16 protein-coding genes are annotated in these 16,644 nt (G+C 65.9%); 9 read left to right on the top strand and 7 right to left on the bottom strand.

Annotated features, from left to right (window positions below; translation table 11 throughout):
- Positions 1-2: 2 nt before the first annotated feature.
- Both ctaD and QN357_RS00895 read left to right on the top strand, forming a co-directional pair.
- On the top strand, positions 3-1,745 hold the full coding sequence (gene ctaD / locus QN357_RS00900; protein WP_134446533.1) for a cytochrome c oxidase subunit I: 1,743 nt from the start codon (positions 3-5) through the stop codon (positions 1,743-1,745).
- Entirely contained in the window at positions 1,746-2,168 is a 423-nt protein-coding gene (locus tag QN357_RS00895) for a cytochrome c oxidase subunit 4 (protein ID WP_134446534.1), read from the top strand.
- Positions 2,169-2,233: 65 nt separating this feature from the next.
- Here QN357_RS00895 and QN357_RS00890 read toward each other — a convergent pair whose 3' ends face one another.
- The 5 genes from QN357_RS00890 to QN357_RS00870 form a co-directional block, all read right to left on the bottom strand.
- A complete protein-coding gene (locus QN357_RS00890) occupies positions 2,234-3,142 on the bottom strand; it encodes a methyltransferase (RefSeq protein ID WP_134446535.1) in 909 nt (302 codons plus the stop codon).
- Positions 3,143-3,194: 52 nt separating this feature from the next.
- Positions 3,195-4,817, bottom strand: a complete 1,623-nt coding sequence (locus QN357_RS00885; RefSeq protein ID WP_370294571.1) for a cytochrome b — start codon at positions 4,815-4,817, stop codon at positions 3,195-3,197.
- Positions 4,814-5,884 carry a ubiquinol-cytochrome c reductase iron-sulfur subunit gene (locus QN357_RS00880; RefSeq protein ID WP_134446536.1) on the bottom strand — a complete coding sequence of 357 codons (1,071 nt, stop codon included), beginning with the start codon at positions 5,882-5,884 and terminating at the stop codon, positions 4,814-4,816. Before QN357_RS00880 ends, QN357_RS00885 begins: the two co-directional genes overlap by 4 nt.
- A 93-nt stretch (positions 5,885-5,977) precedes the next feature.
- On the bottom strand, positions 5,978-6,790 hold the full coding sequence (locus QN357_RS00875; protein ID WP_134446537.1) for a c-type cytochrome: 813 nt from the start codon (positions 6,788-6,790) through the stop codon (positions 5,978-5,980).
- Positions 6,791-6,813: 23 nt separating this feature from the next.
- Positions 6,814-7,503: a cytochrome c oxidase subunit 3 gene (locus tag QN357_RS00870; RefSeq protein WP_134446538.1), complete on the bottom strand. Its 690-nt coding sequence runs from the start codon at positions 7,501-7,503 to the stop codon at positions 6,814-6,816.
- A gap of 85 nt (positions 7,504-7,588) precedes the next feature.
- On the opposite strand from QN357_RS00870, the gene trpD reads away from it, so the two are divergent.
- Positions 7,589-8,641 carry an anthranilate phosphoribosyltransferase gene (trpD, locus tag QN357_RS00865; RefSeq protein WP_134446539.1) on the top strand — a complete coding sequence of 351 codons (1,053 nt, stop codon included), beginning with the start codon at positions 7,589-7,591 and terminating at the stop codon, positions 8,639-8,641.
- Between the two features lie 123 nt (positions 8,642-8,764).
- Here trpD and glpK read toward each other — a convergent pair whose 3' ends face one another.
- Positions 8,765-10,279 (bottom strand): glycerol kinase GlpK, encoded by a 1,515-nt coding sequence (gene glpK / locus QN357_RS00860; protein ID WP_323504290.1) that lies wholly within the window; start codon positions 10,277-10,279, stop codon positions 8,765-8,767.
- Between the two features lie 115 nt (positions 10,280-10,394).
- Entirely contained in the window at positions 10,395-11,111 is a 717-nt protein-coding gene (locus QN357_RS00855; RefSeq protein WP_241975266.1) for an MIP/aquaporin family protein, read from the bottom strand.
- Positions 11,112-11,378: 267 nt separating this feature from the next.
- On the opposite strand from QN357_RS00855, the gene dhaK reads away from it, so the two are divergent.
- The 6 genes from dhaK to QN357_RS00825 all read left to right on the top strand — a co-directional run bounded on the left by dhaK (position 11,379) and on the right by QN357_RS00825 (position 16,642).
- Complete coding sequence (gene dhaK, locus QN357_RS00850) at positions 11,379-12,380, top strand: dihydroxyacetone kinase subunit DhaK (RefSeq protein WP_134446542.1); 1,002 nt, start codon at positions 11,379-11,381, stop codon at positions 12,378-12,380.
- Between the two features lie 11 nt (positions 12,381-12,391).
- Entirely contained in the window at positions 12,392-13,039 is a 648-nt protein-coding gene (gene dhaL / locus QN357_RS00845; protein WP_134561095.1) for a dihydroxyacetone kinase subunit DhaL, read from the top strand.
- Positions 13,032-13,772, top strand: coding sequence for a dihydroxyacetone kinase phosphoryl donor subunit DhaM (dhaM, locus tag QN357_RS00840; protein WP_323504289.1), 741 nt, complete (start codon positions 13,032-13,034; stop codon positions 13,770-13,772). The genes dhaL and dhaM overlap by 8 nt, the downstream gene beginning before the upstream one ends.
- Before the next feature lie 86 nt (positions 13,773-13,858).
- Entirely contained in the window at positions 13,859-14,062 is a 204-nt protein-coding gene (locus QN357_RS00835) for a hypothetical protein (protein ID WP_134446545.1), read from the top strand.
- A 132-nt stretch (positions 14,063-14,194) separates the two neighbouring features.
- The gene (locus QN357_RS00830) at positions 14,195-15,355 is read left to right on the top strand and encodes a hypothetical protein (RefSeq protein WP_322135841.1); all 1,161 of its coding nucleotides are present in this window, start codon (positions 14,195-14,197) and stop codon (positions 15,353-15,355) included.
- A gap of 45 nt (positions 15,356-15,400) precedes the next feature.
- The gene (locus tag QN357_RS00825; RefSeq protein WP_134558403.1) at positions 15,401-16,642 is read left to right on the top strand and encodes a toxic anion resistance protein; all 1,242 of its coding nucleotides are present in this window, start codon (positions 15,401-15,403) and stop codon (positions 16,640-16,642) included.
- Positions 16,643-16,644: the final 2 nt, after the last annotated feature.

Here is a 16,644-nt window from a genome sequence, read left to right as displayed (position 1 = left end):
CCATGACCACAACCGCACCCGCAGCACCCGCGACGCCGGCAGCCCCGGCCGCTACCCGTCGTCCCACGGGCGTCGAGCGCAAGGGCAACGTCCTCGTCCGCTGGATCACCTCCACCGACCACAAGGTGATCGGGTACATGTACCTCATCACCTCCTTCGTCTACTTCTGCCTCGCCGGCGTGATGGCGCTCGTCATCCGCGCGCAGCTCTTCGAGCCCGGCCTCGAGGTCGTGCAGACCAAGGAGCAGTACAACCAGCTCTTCACGATGCATGGAACGATCATGCTGCTGATGTTCGCGACGCCGTTGTTCTTCGGCTTCGCGAACTCGCTGATGCCCCTGCAGATCGGCGCTCCTGACGTCGCCTTCCCGCGCCTCAACGCCTTCTCGTTCTGGGCATTCTTCTTCGGCAGCCTCATCGCCGTCGGCGGGTTCCTGACGCCGCAGGGAGCAGCATCCTTCGGCTGGTTCGCCTACCAACCGCTCGCGAGCACGACCTTCTCGCCCGGCGTCGGCGGAAACCTGTGGATGGTGGGCCTGGGACTGTCCGGTTTCGGCACCATTCTCGGCGCGGTGAACTTCATCACGACCATCATCACGATGCGCGCCCCCGGCATGACCATGTTCCGGATGCCGATCTTCACCTGGAACACGCTCGTCACCTCGCTGCTGGTCCTGATGGCGTTCCCGGTGCTCGCCGCGGCCCTCCTTGCAGCGGCCTCTGACCGCATCTTCCTCTCGCACATCTACGACCCGGCCAACGGCGGTGCCATCCTCTGGCAGCACCTGTTCTGGTTCTTCGGCCACCCCGAGGTGTACATCATCGCGCTGCCGTTCTTCGGCATCGTCTCCGAGGTGTTCCCGGTCTTCAGCCGCAAGCCGATCTTCGGGTACAAGACGCTCATCTACGCGACCATTTCGATCGCCGCCCTGTCGGTGGCGGTCTGGGCCCACCACATGTACGTGACCGGTTCGGTGCTGCTGCCGTTCTTCTCGCTCATGACGATGCTCATCGCGGTTCCGACCGGTGTGAAGATCTTCAACTGGATCGGCACGATGTGGCGGGGGTCCCTGACCTTCGAGACGCCGATGCTGTGGGCGCTCGGCTTCCTCGTCACCTTCACGTTCGGCGGGCTCACCGGTGTCATCCTCGCCTCGCCGCCGCTCGACTTCCACGTCTCCGACACGTACTTCGTCGTGGCGCACTTCCACTACGTCATCTTCGGAACCGTCGTGTTCGCCATGTTCAGCGGCTTCTACTTCTGGTGGCCGAAGTGGACGGGCAAGATGCTCAACGAGAGCCTCGGCAAGTGGCACTTCTGGTTCCTGTTCATCGGATTCCACACCACCTTCCTCGTGCAGCACTGGCTCGGAGTGGTCGGCATGCCGCGCCGCTACGCCTCGTACTCTCCGGAGGACGGCTTCACCTGGATGAACCAGCTGTCCACCATCGGGTCGATGATCCTCGCCGTCTCGATGATCCCGTTCTTCCTGAACGTGTACATCACTGCCCGCAAGGCGCCGAAGGTCACGGTCAACGACCCGTGGGGCTTCGGAGCCTCCCTCGAGTGGGCCACGTCGTGCCCGCCGCCGCGGCACAACTTCACGTCGATTCCGCGCATCCGCTCAGAGCGGCCGGCCTTCGACCTCAACCACCCCGAGGTCGCCATGCCGGTCGGGATCGGGCCGGGCAAGGACGCGCCCGATGCCCCCGTCTACGACGCCGCAACGAACGAGGTCAAATAAATGAGGGCAAACACCAACCTGCTCTGGCTGCTCGCGGGCTTCTTCGCCCTCGTCACGGTCGCGTACATCGTTTGGGGTCTCGTCGACCCGCACCAGCACAGCATCGAATGGGCGGGAACCTTCGCCCTGGCACTGAGCTCCGTGTTCGTGAGCTTCGTCGCCTTCTACCTGTCCCGGGTGCACGGCGCTCAGGGAGGAGAGCTTCCAGAGGACCGCCTCGACGCCAACGTCGACGACGGCGATCCCGAAGTCGGCTTCTTCAGCCCGTGGAGCTGGTGGCCCATCCTCCTCGCCGCGAGTGCTGCGTTGCTTTTCCTCGGCCTCGCGATCGGGTTCTGGATCTCGATCATCGCGGTCGGCATCGGCGTGATCTGCCTCATCGGCTGGGTCTACGAGTACTACCGCGGTAACTTCGCGCGCTAGCCGGTCCGCGAAAGCGGGTGAGCAGTCGGTCTCGATTCCTGAGAACGACGGCTCCCGCTTTCGCGTTAATGGGGGAGAGCGTGCAGGGCGCGGCGCCGGAAGCCGAGCACGTCGAAGGAGAACGTCACGGGACTGCGGGAAGGCCAGCGGCCTGCGATGGCCTCCGTCCCGGTGTGATGTGCCGACGGGCCCATGCCGATCAGGACGGCAACGGCGTCCGCGCCGAGGTCGTGACGACTGGTGACCCTGATCCGGGTCTCCAGGGCGAACCAGGGCTGCAGGGAGTCCCTGAGGTCCTCGGCTTTGTTCGGCGGGATATCGAGGGCCAGTCCGGCATCCCTGAGCTCGCGGAGATGGTCATCGTGGGGAACGACGACGGCGAGGAGACCCCTGTCGCGCAGCACGCGATGGAATTCGGCCGGGTTCCGCGGTGCGAAGACGTTCAGGAGGGCATCGGCGACTCCGGTCCGCACCGGAAGGTCGGCCCAGACGTCGGCGACGAGCCCGTCCACCTGCGGCGGTTCAGGGAGTTTGCCGCCTGAGGCTGCAGCATGTTCGTGCCCAGGCGCGGCGACGGTGCGGGCAGCGGCCACAGTTCGGGCCACGGCGACGGGGGAGAGGTCCATTCCGAGGTATCCGGCGGTCGGACAGGCTTCGGTCACTCCGCGGAGGTAGTACCCGGTGCCACAGCCGATGTCGAGCACCCGAGCGGGCTGTTCCGCTGCGACGAGCGTCGTGACGGCCGTGCGCAGGTCTTCGTACCAGCCGGCTTCGAGGAAGGCCTCACGTGCGTCGAGCATCGCGGCGCTGTCACCGACCACGTGGCTGCGCCCGCCCAGGAGCGACAGATAGCCGCGCCGGTTGGCGTCGAAGGAATGCCCGGAAGCACACCGCAGCACGAGGCCGCCGTTCGCCGCGAGGGGCGACAAACAGTTCGGGCACCTAAGCCACTCCGACAGGGTCTGGAGGGACATCGATGCCCGATCTGTTCATGTTGTGTTGTGGTGATTGTGGAACTACCGCTGGTTAGTGGTGGTCTCCGTGGCTCTGCTCGAGCTCCGTCGTGGTGACCGGAACAATCCGGTCCTCGAAGAACCAGCGAGAGAGTCCGCCGCGCAGGCGCTGGCCGGTCGTGATCTTGCCCTGGTCGTTCGGGCGGATCATCAGCGGCTTGTAGTCCGAGTAGCTCACGAGCTTCCAGCGCTCGTACTCGTCGACGGGCTGGTGCACCTCGATGTACTCGCCACCGGGCAGGCGGACGATCCGGCCGGATTCGTAACCGTGCAGGACGATCTCGCGATCCTTCTTCTGCAGCGCGAGGCAGACTCGCTTGGCGACGAAGAACGCGATGAACGGTCCGACGATCGTGGCGAACTGACAGGCGTGGATGACGCCCTCCATCGTCACGTGGAAGTGCGTGGCGATGATGTCCGAGGATGCGGTCGACCAGAGCGCGGCGTAGAACGTCACGCCGGCCGCGCCGATCGCCGTGCGGGTCGGGGCGTTGCGCGGGCGATCGAGGATGTGGTGCTCGCGCTTGTCCCCGGTGACCCAGGCCTCGATGAAGGGGTAGATCAACACGACCAGGATGAAGAGTCCGAGGCTGATCAGAGGGATCAGGATGTTGAACGACCAGGTGCGATCGAGCCAGACGAACTCGAGTCCCGGCGGAATCAGGCGCAGGGCCCCGTCGGCAAAGCCGATGTACCAGTCCGGCTGGGTACCCGCCGAGACGGGGGAGGGGTCATAGGGTCCGTAGTTCCAGATCGGGTTGATCGTGAACAGTGAGGCGATCAGCATCACGACACCGAAGACGATGAAGAAGAACCCGCCGGCCTTGGCGGCATAGACCGGGAGGACCGGGTAGCCGACGACGTTCTGGTTCGTGCGTCCGGCACCGGGGTACTGGGTGTGCTTGTGCACGACGACGAAGAGCAGGTGCATCGCGATGAGGGCGATGATGATCGCGGGCAGCAGCAGGATGTGGAGCGAGTAGAGCCGACCCACGATCGCCTCGCCCGGGAACTCGCCGCCGAAGAGCAGGAAGGAGATCCAGGTTCCGATCAGCGGGATGCCCTTGACCATTCCGTCGATGATCCGCAGGCCGTTGCCGGAGAGCAGATCGTCGGGGAGGGAATATCCGGTGAAGCCCTCTGCCATCGCGAGGATGAACAGGATGAAGCCGATGACCCAGTTGAGTTCGCGGGGCTTGCGGAACGCACCCGTGAAGTAGATCCGGAGCATGTGCAGGCCGATGGACGCCACGAACAGCAGCGCAGCCCAGTGGTGCACCTGGCGCATCAGGAGGCCGCCGCGGATGTCGAAGGAGATATTGAGCGACGAGGACATCGCCGCCGACATTTCGACGCCCTTGAGCGGAACGTACGAGCCTTCGTAGTGGACGGGTGCCATCGAGGCGCTGAAGAAGAACGTCAGGAACGTCCCGGACAGCAGGATGATGACGAAGCTGTAGAGGGCAACCTCACCGAGGAGGAAGGACCAGTGGTCTGGAAAGATCTTCCTGCCGAGTTCCTTCACCGCGGTGGAGATGCTCGTGCGCTCGTCGATGTAGTTCGCCGCCGCGCCCGTGAAGCCGCCGTTGGTTTTCGTCGTCTCGACCACGCCTGTGGTCGTTTTCGTGATACTCAATGCCGCTCCCAGAAACTCGGTCCGACGGGTTCAGTGAAATCGCTCTGCGCAATGAGGTAGCCCTCAGAGTCTACGGCGATGGGCAGCTGGGGGAGCGGCCGCTTGGCCGGCCCGAAGATGACCTCGCAGTGGTTCGACACGTCGAACTGTGACTGGTGGCACGGGCAGAGCAGGTGGTGGGTCTGCTGTTCGTAAAGGGCGACGGGGCAGCCGACATGGGTGCAGATCTTGGAATACGCGACGATGCCGTCGTACGACCAGCCTGCACGCTCGGGGAGTTCGTTGAGGTCCTCGGGCTTGAGGCGCATCAGCAGCACGGCCGCCTTGGCCTTCTCTTCCAGACGACCGCTCGGCAGGTCCTGCAGACCCTCCGGAATGACGTGGAAGGCGGAGCCGAGGGTGACGTCCGAGGCCTTGATTGGTGTGCCGGTCGGGTCGATCGCCAGCCGGGTCCCCTTCGTCCACATCGTGTGGGTGAGCAGCTCGGAAGGGTTCTCGTTCATCGGGCCGAGGCCGCGGAAGAGCACGACCGCGGGAAGGGGGAAGGCGATGAGCGCGCCGATCAGGCTGTTCCGGATGAGGCTACGTCGTCCGATCCCGGATTCCTCGTTGGCTTCGGCGAAGATTTCGACCGCCCTGGCCCTCGTCTCGTCTGAGCCGCGGACGGGGTGCCGGACATCGATGCCTTCGTGGTCGCTCATCAGCGCCTTGCCCCAGTGGACGGCGCCGATGCCGATCGCCAGGAGCGCGAGGGCCAGACCGAGGCCGATGAAGAGATTGTTCAGCCGCACGGAACCCGGGTCGGTTTCCACGATCGGGAACGCCATGTACGCGGCGATAGCAAAAACGCTGCCGACGATCGAGAGGTAGAAGAGCGTGTACACCGTGCGCTCGGCACGGCGCTCGGCGCTCGGGTTCAGGTCGGTGACGCGGGGGCGGTGCGGCGGGAATCCGGGGTTGTCCACGGCGTCGCGCACGACAACGGCCGTGCCGGCGTTCGCGGGGTCGTGCCCGGCGCCGGAGTCAGCAGCGGTGAGGTCCTTCCCGCTGTTATCGTCCGTGGCCATTGTGCTCCTTTGTCTGCTGTGTGTCGTGCAGTTGTGTGCTGAGCAGGTGTGTCTGCTGCATGATTCTGATTCCGCGCCCTGTTCGGATGCGGGTCAGTTCGATTTTGCGGTGATCCACACCGTCAACCCGACGATCGCGCCGAGTCCGAAGATCCAGAGGAACAGTCCTTCGGAAACCGGACCGAGCGAGCCGAGGGCGTATCCGCCCGGGGACGGGTTGTTCTCGAGGTACTTGAGGTACGTGATGATGTCGCGTTTGCTCTCCGGTGAGATGTTCATGTCGTTGAAGACCGGCATGCTCTGCGGTCCCGTGATCATGGCCTCATAGATGTGCTGGGCGGAGACGCCGTCGAGTGCGGGTGCGAACTTGCCCTCCGTGAGGGCGCCTCCGGCGCCTGCGACGTTGTGGCACATCGCGCAGTTGATGCGGAAGAGCTCGGCGCCCTTGGCGGAATCGCCCTGCGCGTCGAGGTACCGCGCATCCGGGATGGCCGGCCCGGGGGCGAGGGAGGCGACGTATGCGGCGAGGGCTGCGATCTGTTCGTCCGTGAACACGACGGCCTTCTTCTCAGCCTGAGGCCCGTCCATCTGCATGGGCATCCGGCCGGTGCCGACCTGGAAATCGACGGATGCCGCACCGACACCGATGAGGCTCGGGCCGGATCCGGTTCCCGCGGCGCCGAGGCCGTGGCAGGTGGCGCAGTTGCTCGCGAAAAGCTTCTGGCCCTCTCCGATGGTCTGCTGAGACGAGGCATCCGTCTGGGCACTCGCGGTGCTCGTGCTGAACAGCGCATAGGCGCCGCCCGTGAAGAGGAGGCCGATGGCGATCAGGGCGACACTGGCAAGTGGGCTGCGGCGGCCGGACTTGCGCACGCGGGCCGGCTTGGGGGTGTTGGTCTTGGTCATTCTGAGGTGTCCGCTCCGGATCTCTATTTGAGGACGTAAATGACGAGGAAGAGGCCGATCCAGACGACATCGACGAAGTGCCAGTAGTACGAGACGACGATGGCGCTCGTCGCCTCCTTGTGACCGAAGTTCTTGACCGCGAACCCGCGGCCGATGACGAGGAGGAAGGCGATCAGGCCGGCCGTGACGTGGATGCCGTGGAAGCCGGTGGTGAGGTAGAACGCCGATCCGTATGCGTTGCTCTGCAGCGAAACGCCCTCGGAGACCAGGGTGGCGTACTCCCAGATCTGCCCGGAAACGAAGACGGCGCCGAGGGCGTACGTCAGGAAGAACCACTCGACCATGCCCCACTGGCTGGGCTTCCAGCCCGTTGAGCGGGCCTGGAGACGCTCCGCGGCGAACACGCCGAACTGGCAGGTGATCGACGAGGAGACGAGGATCAGGGTGTTCACGAGTGCGTAGGGAAAATTGTGCTTCTCGGCTTCGAATTGCCAGAGTTCCGGCGATGTCGACCGGAGCGTGAAGTAGATGGCGAACAGGCCCGCGAAGAACATGACTTCGCTGCCCAGCCACACAATGGTGCCGACAGCAACGCTGTTGGGCCGATTAACCACGGGCGCTGTGGCTGAATAAGTTATCGAAGGGCTCGTCACTCGTCCATTATGGCCGATTTCGCAGCCGGGGTGCGCACCATGCGGACGCGGGTGCGTCATTTACCCAAAAGGTGACCAGATTGGAACGAAAGCGCCGCTGGAGCAGATTCGGAACGCGGGAGCCGATGCGCTTAAGATCGGTTTCATGCTCGAAATCCAGTCCTGGCCCAATGTCCTCAGCGCCCTGCTCAGTGGAGAGGACCTGAGTGTCTCCGATGCGGCGTGGAGCATGGAGCAGGTGATGCAGGGGCACGCGACCCAGGCCCAGATCGCCGGGTTCCTCGTCGCCTTGCGCGCCAAGGGGGAGACCGTCGACGAGATCGTCGGTTTTCGTGACGCCATCCTCGAGCATGCCGTCGCCCTCCCGGTCAACCCGATGGCGCTCGATATCGTCGGCACCGGCGGTGACCGTTTCGGCACCGTCAACATTTCGACGATGGCTTCGATCGTCTGTGCCGGCGCGGGCGTTCCGGTGATCAAGCACGGGAACAGGGCCGCGAGTTCGGCATCGGGCGCCTCGGACGTGCTCTCGGCGCTGGGCATCGACCTGACCCTCTCCGCCGAGAAGGTCGCCGAGATCCTCGAGGCGACCGGGATCACCTTCGCCTATGCGGCGGCATTCCACCCAGGATTCCGTCACGCCGGACCGGTCAGGGCCGAGCTGGGCATCCCGACGGTGTTCAACTACCTCGGCCCGCTCTGCAACCCGGCGCGTCCGGAAGCCTCCGCTGTCGGTGTCGCCGGACTCGACCGGGTACCGCTCATCGTCGGTGTCTTCCAGACCCGCGGAGCTGCCGCGCTCGTCTTCCGCGGGGACGACGGTCTCGATGAACTCACGACGACCGGTCACAGTCACGTCTGGGAGGTCTCCCGGGGACTCGTGACCGAGCATGACATCGACCCGCGCGAGCTCGGCATCCGCCGCGCCTCGATGAGCGAACTCCTCGGCGGCGATCCGGCGCACAACGCGGAGGTCGTGCACCAGACGCTCGCCGGACAGGCGGGCGCCGTGCGCGACATCGTGCTCCTCAACGCAGCGGCCGGTCTTGTCGCCTTCGATCTTGCGAAGAATCCGGTGTCCGCGCAGTCGAGCATCCTCGACCGATTCCGCGACAAGCTGGCCGTGGCAGCGGAATCCATCGATTCAGGGGCCGCTACGGCCAAACTCGCCGAATGGGTCGCGGCCAGCCGCGCCTAGCCAGCCTGCACGCACCGATTCGACGGAGATTCTGGTGGGAAAGCGCCTGAGACGCGCTCCCGCGTGTGTGGAACCCGGAATCTCCGTCGAATCGGTTGGTTGTGCGGCAGCGAGTTGTGCGGCTTAGAGCACGTCCTCGTCGACCCAGCCGAAGGTCTTCGTGACGGCCTTCTTCCAGTTGCGCAGCTGCCGGTCGCGCTCGGCGACCGTCATCTGCGGCGTCCAGCGACTGTCCTCCTGCCAGTTGGCGCGGAGCTCGTCGAGGTCGCTCCAGAAGCCGACCGCGAGGCCGGCCGCGTATGCGGCACCGAGCGCCGTGGTCTCCGCGACGACGGGCCGGACGACGGGCACACCGAGGATGTCGGCCTGGAACTGCATGAGCGTGTTGTTGGCGATCATGCCGCCGTCGACCTTGATCTCGGTGAGCGGGACCCCGGAGTCGGCGTTGACGGCGTCGATCACCTCCCGGGTCTGGAACGCGGTCGCCTCGAGGGCCGCCCTTGCGATGTGACCCTTGTTCACGAACCGGGTCAGCCCGACGAGGGCGCCCCGGGCGTCCGAACGCCAGTACGGCGCGAACAGCCCGGAGAATGCCGGCACGAAGTAGGCGCCGCCGTTGTCGTCGACGGACTTCGCGAGCGTCTCGACCTCTTCGGAGGAACTGATCATGCCGAGGTTGTCGCGCAGCCACTGCACGAGCGCGCCGGTGACGGCGATCGAGCCCTCGAGCGCGTAGTGCGTCTCGCCGTCGCCGAGCTTGTAGCCCACGGTCGTGAGGAGGCCGTTCTGGGAGTGCACGATCTCGGTGCCGGTGTTGAAGATCAGGAAGTTACCGGTGCCGTAGGTGTTCTTCGCCTCGCCCTGGTCGAACGCGGCCTGGCCGAACGTTGCGGCCTGCTGGTCGCCGAGGATGCCCGAAATCGGGGTCTCGCGCAGCAGGCTGTGTTCGCTCGCGATGCCGTAGACCTCGGAGGAGGAGCGGATCTCGGGCAGCATCGACCGGGGCACGTTGAAGGCGGCGAGGATGTCGTCGTCCCATTGCAGGGTTTCGAGGTCCATGAACATCGTGCGGCTCGCGTTGGTGACGTCGGTCGCGTGCACGCCGCCCTCGAGGCCGCCGGTGAGGTTCCAGAGCACCCAGGAGTCCGTCGTGCCGAACATCAGCTCGCCGGCATCCGCCTTGGCCCTGGCGCCTTCGACGTTCTCGAGGATCCAGACGATCTTCGTGCCCGAGAAGTACGTGGCGAGCGGCAGGCCGACCTGCTTCTTGAAGCGTTCGACGCCCCCGTCGGCGGCGAGGCGGTCGACGATGGGCTGGGTGCGGGTGTCCTGCCAGACGATCGCGTTGTAGACGGGGAGCCCGGTGGTGCGGTCCCAGACCACGGCGGTCTCGCGCTGGTTGGTGATGCCGACGGCGGCGATGTCGTGCCGGGTCAGGTTCGCCTTGGACAGCGCCTGCCCGATGACCTCACGGGTGTTGTTCCAGATCTCCATCGGGTCGTGCTCGACCCAGCCGGCCTGGGGGAAGATCTGCTCGTGCTCGAGTTGTCCGGTCGAGACGATCGAACCGGCCTTGTCGAAGATGATCGCCCGCGAACTCGTGGTGCCCTGGTCGATGGCGATGACGTATTGGGCCATGGAATACCTCCTTGTATTGTTCTGACACGTTGTGCTGAGACGTACTGACTACTGATGGACATGCAGAAGCCGACCGGTCGGTCCTGGTTGGGGAACCGGCCGGTCGGCAGGCGCACTAGGTGAGAATGGGCAGGAGAGCGTACGAGGCCCATCCGGCGAGGACGCCGCCGATGACGGGGCCGACGACCGGCACCCAGGAGTACGCCCAGTCGGACGAGCCCTTGCCCTTGATCGGCAGGATGAAGTGCGCGATGCGCGGTCCGAGGTCACGGGCCGGGTTGATCGCATACCCGGTCGGGCCACCGAGCGAGGTGCCGATCACGATGACAAGCAGAGCCACCGGCAGGGCGCCCAGGGCCGCGAGGCCGCCGGACGTGCCCTGGCGACCGCCGCCGAAGGCGATCACGACGAACACCAGCACGAAGGTGCCGATGATCTCGGTGACGAGGTTCCAGCCGTAGGAGCGGATGGCCGGACCGGTCGAGAAGACGCCGAGCTTGTTCGCCGGGTTCGGTTCCTGGTCGAAGTGCTGCTTGTAGGCGAGCCAGCAGAACACGGCCCCGATGATGGCGCCGAGGAACTGAGCCGCGATGTAGACGAGCACCGACAGGAAGTTCACCGGGACCCCGGAGCCGAACTCGGTCGCGCCCGATGCGACGAGGCCGAGGGTGACGGCGGGGTTCAGGTGCGCACCTGAGTTGTACGCCACGATGACGCCGGAGAAGACGGCGAAACCCCACCCGATGGTGACCATCAGGAAGCCGCCGCCGAGACCTTTGTTCTTGGCCAGGGCGACGTTGGCTACGACACCGGTACCGAGGAGGACGAGCATCGCGGTGCCCACGACCTCCGACAAAAATACGACTCCAATATTGTCCACGTTGACCTTCCTAGGTAGGGCTCGAGCGCTGAACAGTCTGGTCGCGGTGAGCGACTGGCAACACCATAGCGCGCTGGTATCCCGAGCGAAATGGGCAGGTCGAGGCGTGGTTCGTCCCTTACTTCCCCGGCTACCTGCGCGTAGGTTAAGGACAGCTCCGTATCGAATCGCACGATGCGACGCCGACCGATCGTCACCATCCGACCCGAAGGAAGAGTCATGAAAAAGCTCGTCAATGATCCCAAGAACGTTGTCGATGAGGCCGTGGCCGGCTTTGCAGCCGCGCACGGCGACATCGTGCGCGTATCCAGCGACCCTACTTTCATCGTCCGCGCCGATGCCCCGGTGTCGGGCAAGGTCGGCCTGGTCAGCGGAGGCGGAAGCGGCCATGAGCCGTTGCACGGCGGATTCGTCGGCGTCGGCATGCTCGACGCCGCCGTGCCAGGCGCGGTCTTCACCTCGCCGACCCCCGATCCCATCCTCGCGGCGACGCAGGCGGTCAACGGCGGCGCAGGGGTGCTGCACATCGTGAAGAACTACACCGGCGACGTCCTCAATTTCGAGACGGCTGCCGACCTGGCCCTCGCGGATGGGATCGAGGTCCGCACGGTCATCGTCAATGACGACGTCGCCGTGAAGGATTCGCTGTACACCGCCGGACGTCGCGGAGTCGCCGGAACGGTCCTCGTCGAGAAGATCGCCGGAGCTGCGGCCGAACGCGGCGATGACCTCGCCTCCGTTGCCGCCGTCGCGGAGAAGGTGATCGGGCAGGTGCGCACGATGGGTGTGGCGCTGACGCCGTGTGTCGTCCCGCACGCGGGAGAACCGAGCTTCACCCTCGCAGAGGACGAGATCGAAATCGGCATCGGCATCCACGGCGAGCCGGGCCGGGAGCGGATCAAGCTCGAACCCGCAGACGCCATCGTCGACCGTCTCCTCGGACCGATTCTGGAGGACATCCCGTTCGTGAGCGGGGATTCGGTGCTCCTCCTCGTCAACGGCATGGGCGGCACTCCCCAGATCGAGCTCTATATCGTCTTCCGGAGGGCCGCCGAGGTCCTTGCTGCCAAGGGGATCACTGTCACGCGGACGCTGGTCGGGAATTTCACCACCTCCCTCGAAATGCAGGGCATGTCCATCACGGTTCTCAAGCTCGATGACGAGCTCACCGCGCTCTGGGATGCGCCGGTGCAGACTGCGGCGCTACGGTGGGGACGGTAGAAGGAGATTCGATGAATCTGAGTGTCACCTGGGCTGAAGCCTGGATCCGGCAGTGTGTGGACGTTATCGCTGACCATCGTGTGGAGCTGATCACCCTCGACAGGGACATCGGCGACGGCGACCACGGCGAGAACATGGACCGTGGTTTCCAGGCGGTGCTGGGGAAACTCGACACGCTCCCGGCAGACGCCGTTCCCGGCGACGTCTTCAAACTCGTCGCGACGACACTCATTTCCACGGTGGGCGGCGCCGCGGGGCCGCTCTACGGAACGGCTTTCCTGAAGGCGGCCGTCGCCGTGGCGGGGAAGCCGGACCTGGACGGTGCCGCGGTCGTCGCACTCCTGACGGCGGCACGCGACGGAATCGTGCTCAGGGGCAAGGCGGAGAGCGGCGACAAGACCATGGTCGACGCCTGGACGCCCGCTGTGAACGCTGCAGCGGCCGCGGAACGCGCCGGAGCGACGCCCGTCGCCATCCTCGTCGAGGCCGCGGATGCTGCGGAGGCCGGCGCGGTTGCGACGGAGCCGCTCATCGCGCACAAGGGACGCGCGAGTTACCTCGGCGAACGCGCCATCGGGCATCGCGATCCGGGTGCCCAGTCCAGTGCCCTGCTTCTGCGTGCTGCCGCCGACACCGCCGAGCAGGTTGCGGATGAGTGATTCAGAACCCGCCGTCCCCGCCGTACTCGTCGGCCTTGTCTTCGTGTCGCACAGCTCGCTGATCGCGAGGGGCCTCGTCGATCTCGCCCGCCAGATGGCTCCGACCGTGCGGATGCTGCCGGCGGGCGGCACCGACGACGACCGGATCGGAACGAGCTTCGCCAAGGTGGCGGCGGGCATCGAGGCCGCAGAAGCAGGCAGGGGAGTCGTCGTGCTTTGCGACCTCGGCTCCGCAATCCTGACGGCGGAATCAGCGCTCGATTTCCTCGATGACGACACTCGATCCCGGGTCGTCATCGTCGACGCACCCCTTGTCGAGGGCGCCGTCGCCGCCGCCGTCGCCGCACAGATCGGTGGCGACCTGCCTGCCGTGGAGTCTGCGGCCCGGTCGGCTGGGGCAGCGTACTCGGGTGCGCCCTCGGCCCAGGCGCCGGTCCCGGCCGCAGATGCCGGGTCCGGTCAGTCGGGGACCGACACGACGGTGATGAGGACGGTGACCCTGATCAACGCTGACGGCCTGCACGCCCGGCCCGCCGCGGAGTTCGTGACCCTCGCCGCGACGCTCGGCGTTCCGGTCACGGTCAATGGCCGCGATGCCGCGAGCCTGCTGGCCATCATGGGCCTCGGGTTGACCCGGGGCGCACGGGTTGAACTCTCGGCAAGCGGTGCCGGCGCGGCCGCGGCGGTCGACGCCCTTGCCACACTCCTCGAATCGGGGTTCGGCGAGGCCTGAGAGTCCCGGGGGAGCCAGCGGCACGGCGGAAGATCGCGCCGGGAAATTTCGGCTCATACCGACCCGATTGGTTCTATGCTGGCCGCATGATCCAGGACACCACAGTGCCGTGCCCCGTGTGCGGCCATGCCATGAGTGAACACACGATCGTGCACGGCGTGCACGACACGATCCTGAACTGTCCGGTGCCCCATCCGGGCGCCTGGGACAGGGACGCATTCGAACCTGTGAACGAGTTCGGCATGGTCACCCACCAGCACCCTGCGGAGGACCCTCCCGTTCACGGCTGAATTCTCCTGCTCCGCACCTGCAACGGCTGGTCAGCGTACGAGTTCACCAAGAATTTCCCCGGATGCCCTATTGTCTGCAGTGCAGATCTCCTGCACAACGTCGTCCCACCTAATCCAGACGGTATCCATCGAATGAGCGCCACAGCCAAGCGTGTGATCGGGCTCGTCCTCGCGGGCGTGCTCGTCGTCGGCGTGGTCATCGTCGTGGTCGGCGGTCGCCTGTTCGGAGCACCGACAGGGACGGCTCCGGTGACCACGGACCTCGCTGTCGTCCACGGGGTCATCGGCTCGGAGAAGAAGCCGTTCTTCGACGACCCGGCCGTCCGGGCGGTCTTCGCCGAGAAGGGCCTCGACGTCGAGGTCGTGACGGCGGGATCACGCCAGATCGCCACATCCGTCGACCTCACCGGAGTCGATTTCGTGTTCCCGTCCTCCGCGCCCGCCGCCGAGAAGATCCGGCGCGAAGCCGGGGCGCGCAGCGTGTTCTCACCGTTCTACTCGCCGCTCGCCATCGCGACCTTCACGCCGATCGTGACCCTCCTGCAGTCCGCGGGGATCGCGAACCAGGACGCCGCGGGCACCTGGCACCTGAACGTCGCGGAATACCTCAAGGCCGTCGCCGCGGGAACCCGCTGGAATCAGCTCCCCGGTGCGGCGGCGAGCTACAACAGCTCCCGTTCGATCCTGATCTCCAGCACGGACATCCGCCAGTCGAACTCAGCGGCCATGTACCTTGCGATCGCGTCCTACGTCGCCAACGGGAACAGCGTCATCAGCTCCGCCGACGCGGAGGCCGCCGTCATCGACCCGATGGCCGCACTCTTCCTCGAGCAGGGCTTTTCGGCCTCCTCCTCCGAGGCACCATTCGAGGACTACCTCTCCCAGGGAATCGGCTCGAAACCGCTCGTGATGGTCTACGAGGCACAGTTCCTCGGCCGGCAGATGAGCGTCACCGGCCGCAGTGCCATCACCCCTGACATGGTCCTGATGTATCCGGACCCGACCGTGCTCTCCAAACACACGGTGGTCCCGCTGACCGAGCAGGGAACCCAGGTCGGCGAACTCCTCCAATCCGACCCCCGCCTCGCCCGGCTCGCGGCGCAGTACGGGTTCCGGCCTGCCGACCCGGCCGTGTTCACGGCAGCCCTCGCCGGCAACGGCCTCGCGGCGCCCGCAAGCCCCGTCAACGTCATCGACCCGCCGAGCTACGAGACGCTCGAGGCGATGATCACGACCATCAGCGGGCGGTACGACACCCCTCTTGCCTCACCAGACGCCAACGTCGACAAATGACCCGACGAACACCCGCCGAACGATCCCCGGAGACCAAGGAGCACCATGGCAGACTCATCCCTCGATCTGAGCACTCCCACACCGGGCGAGAGGCCGGCCGCCGCTGCAACGACAGCACCGCGCGTCGACACCGGACTTGTGCTCGTGCCGCCGAACGCTGTCCCGGACATCGGTGGCACCCAGGCCAGCGCGATGATGCCGATCGACGACGCCCGCACTGAGGAACTCGCCGGACGAGCCAGGGCCTTCGTCGCCGACCTCATCGACCGCGATCCCTCGGCCCCGGAATTCCAGAAGAAGATCTCGGACGTGGCCCAGATGGGCCGGGACGAGATCCGGGCCGCGTCCGAGGTCAGCAACCGGATGCTCCAGCGCCCGGTCGCAGCGCTTGCCGCCGCGCGCGGAAAAGGCGACGAGGCCGACGCGCAACGGCGCGTCGCCAGCACACTCGTCGAACTGCGCGGAACGATCGAAGACCTTGACCCGTCCAGGGCCGACGGCGGGGTCGCCCAGTTCCTCCTGAACCTGATCCCGTTCCGGGACAAGCTCCGCAGCTATTTCGCCCGGTACGCCTCCGCACAGAGCCAGCTCAACAAGATCATCCACTCGCTTCAGAACGGCCAGGACGCCCTTCTCAAGGACAATGCGGCGGTCGAGGGGGAAAAGGTGCGGCTCTGGGAGACGATGAATCGCCTGCAGGAGTACGCCCTCCTCACGAGCGCCCTCGACACCCAACTGGTGGAACAGATCGACACGGTCAGGACGACCGACCCGGCCAGGGCCGACGCGCTCACGAGCGATCTCCTCTTCACGATCCGACAGAAGCACCAGGACCTGCTCACCCAGCTCGCCGTGAGCGCCCAGGGCTACCTCGCCCTCGACGTCGTGCGGAAGAACAACGTCGAACTCATCAAGGGCGTCGAACGGGCAACGACGACGACCATATCCGCCCTGCGCACGGCCGTGATCGTGGCACAGGCACTGGCCAACCAGAAGCTCGTCCTCGACCAGATCACCGCCCTCAACACGACGACCTCGAACCTGATCGTCTCGACCTCGCAGATGCTCAAGACCCAGTCTGTCGCCATCAGCGAGCAGTCGGCATCCGCCACCATCAGCCTCGAATCGTTGGAAACGGCCTTCCAGAACATCTACGAGACTATGGACGCCCTGGACAGCTACAAGCTCAAGGCGGTCGCGACGATGGCCCAGACGGTCGACACCCTTCAGACCCGCCTGGCCGAGGCAACCGCATACCTCGAGCGAGCCCGGCCGGAAGCTCGCTGAGC

Origin of the sequence: Cryobacterium sp. RTC2.1 (genome assembly GCF_035018685.1) — a bacterium.
In the GTDB taxonomy this organism is placed as follows: domain Bacteria; phylum Actinomycetota; class Actinomycetes; order Actinomycetales; family Microbacteriaceae; genus Cryobacterium; species Cryobacterium glucosi.
Note: the sequence above shows the minus strand (reverse complement) of the source record. Positions and strands in the feature narration are given on the sequence as shown.

Coding starts and splice junctions, on each gene's coding strand:
- ctaD (WP_134446533.1), top strand. CDS start 3: ATGACCACAACCGCACCCGCAGCACCCGCGACGCCGGCAGCCCCGGCC.
- QN357_RS00895 (WP_134446534.1), top strand. CDS start 1,746: ATGAGGGCAAACACCAACCTGCTCTGGCTGCTCGCGGGCTTCTTCGCC.
- QN357_RS00890 (WP_134446535.1), bottom strand. CDS start 3,142: ATGTCCCTCCAGACCCTGTCGGAGTGGCTTAGGTGCCCGAACTGTTTG.
- QN357_RS00880 (WP_134446536.1), bottom strand. CDS start 5,884: ATGGCCACGGACGATAACAGCGGGAAGGACCTCACCGCTGCTGACTCC.
- QN357_RS00875 (WP_134446537.1), bottom strand. CDS start 6,790: ATGACCAAGACCAACACCCCCAAGCCGGCCCGCGTGCGCAAGTCCGGC.
- QN357_RS00870 (WP_134446538.1), bottom strand. CDS start 7,503: ATGACGCACCCGCGTCCGCATGGTGCGCACCCCGGCTGCGAAATCGGC.
- trpD (WP_134446539.1), top strand. CDS start 7,589: ATGCTCGAAATCCAGTCCTGGCCCAATGTCCTCAGCGCCCTGCTCAGT.
- glpK (WP_323504290.1), bottom strand. CDS start 10,279: ATGGCCCAATACGTCATCGCCATCGACCAGGGCACCACGAGTTCGCGG.
- QN357_RS00855 (WP_241975266.1), bottom strand. CDS start 11,111: ATGCTCGTCCTCCTCGGTACCGGTGTCGTAGCCAACGTCGCCCTGGCC.
- dhaK (WP_134446542.1), top strand. CDS start 11,379: ATGAAAAAGCTCGTCAATGATCCCAAGAACGTTGTCGATGAGGCCGTG.
- dhaL (WP_134561095.1), top strand. CDS start 12,392: ATGAATCTGAGTGTCACCTGGGCTGAAGCCTGGATCCGGCAGTGTGTG.
- dhaM (WP_323504289.1), top strand. CDS start 13,032: ATGAGTGATTCAGAACCCGCCGTCCCCGCCGTACTCGTCGGCCTTGTC.
- QN357_RS00835 (WP_134446545.1), top strand. CDS start 13,859: ATGATCCAGGACACCACAGTGCCGTGCCCCGTGTGCGGCCATGCCATG.
- QN357_RS00830 (WP_322135841.1), top strand. CDS start 14,195: ATGAGCGCCACAGCCAAGCGTGTGATCGGGCTCGTCCTCGCGGGCGTG.
- QN357_RS00825 (WP_134558403.1), top strand. CDS start 15,401: ATGGCAGACTCATCCCTCGATCTGAGCACTCCCACACCGGGCGAGAGG.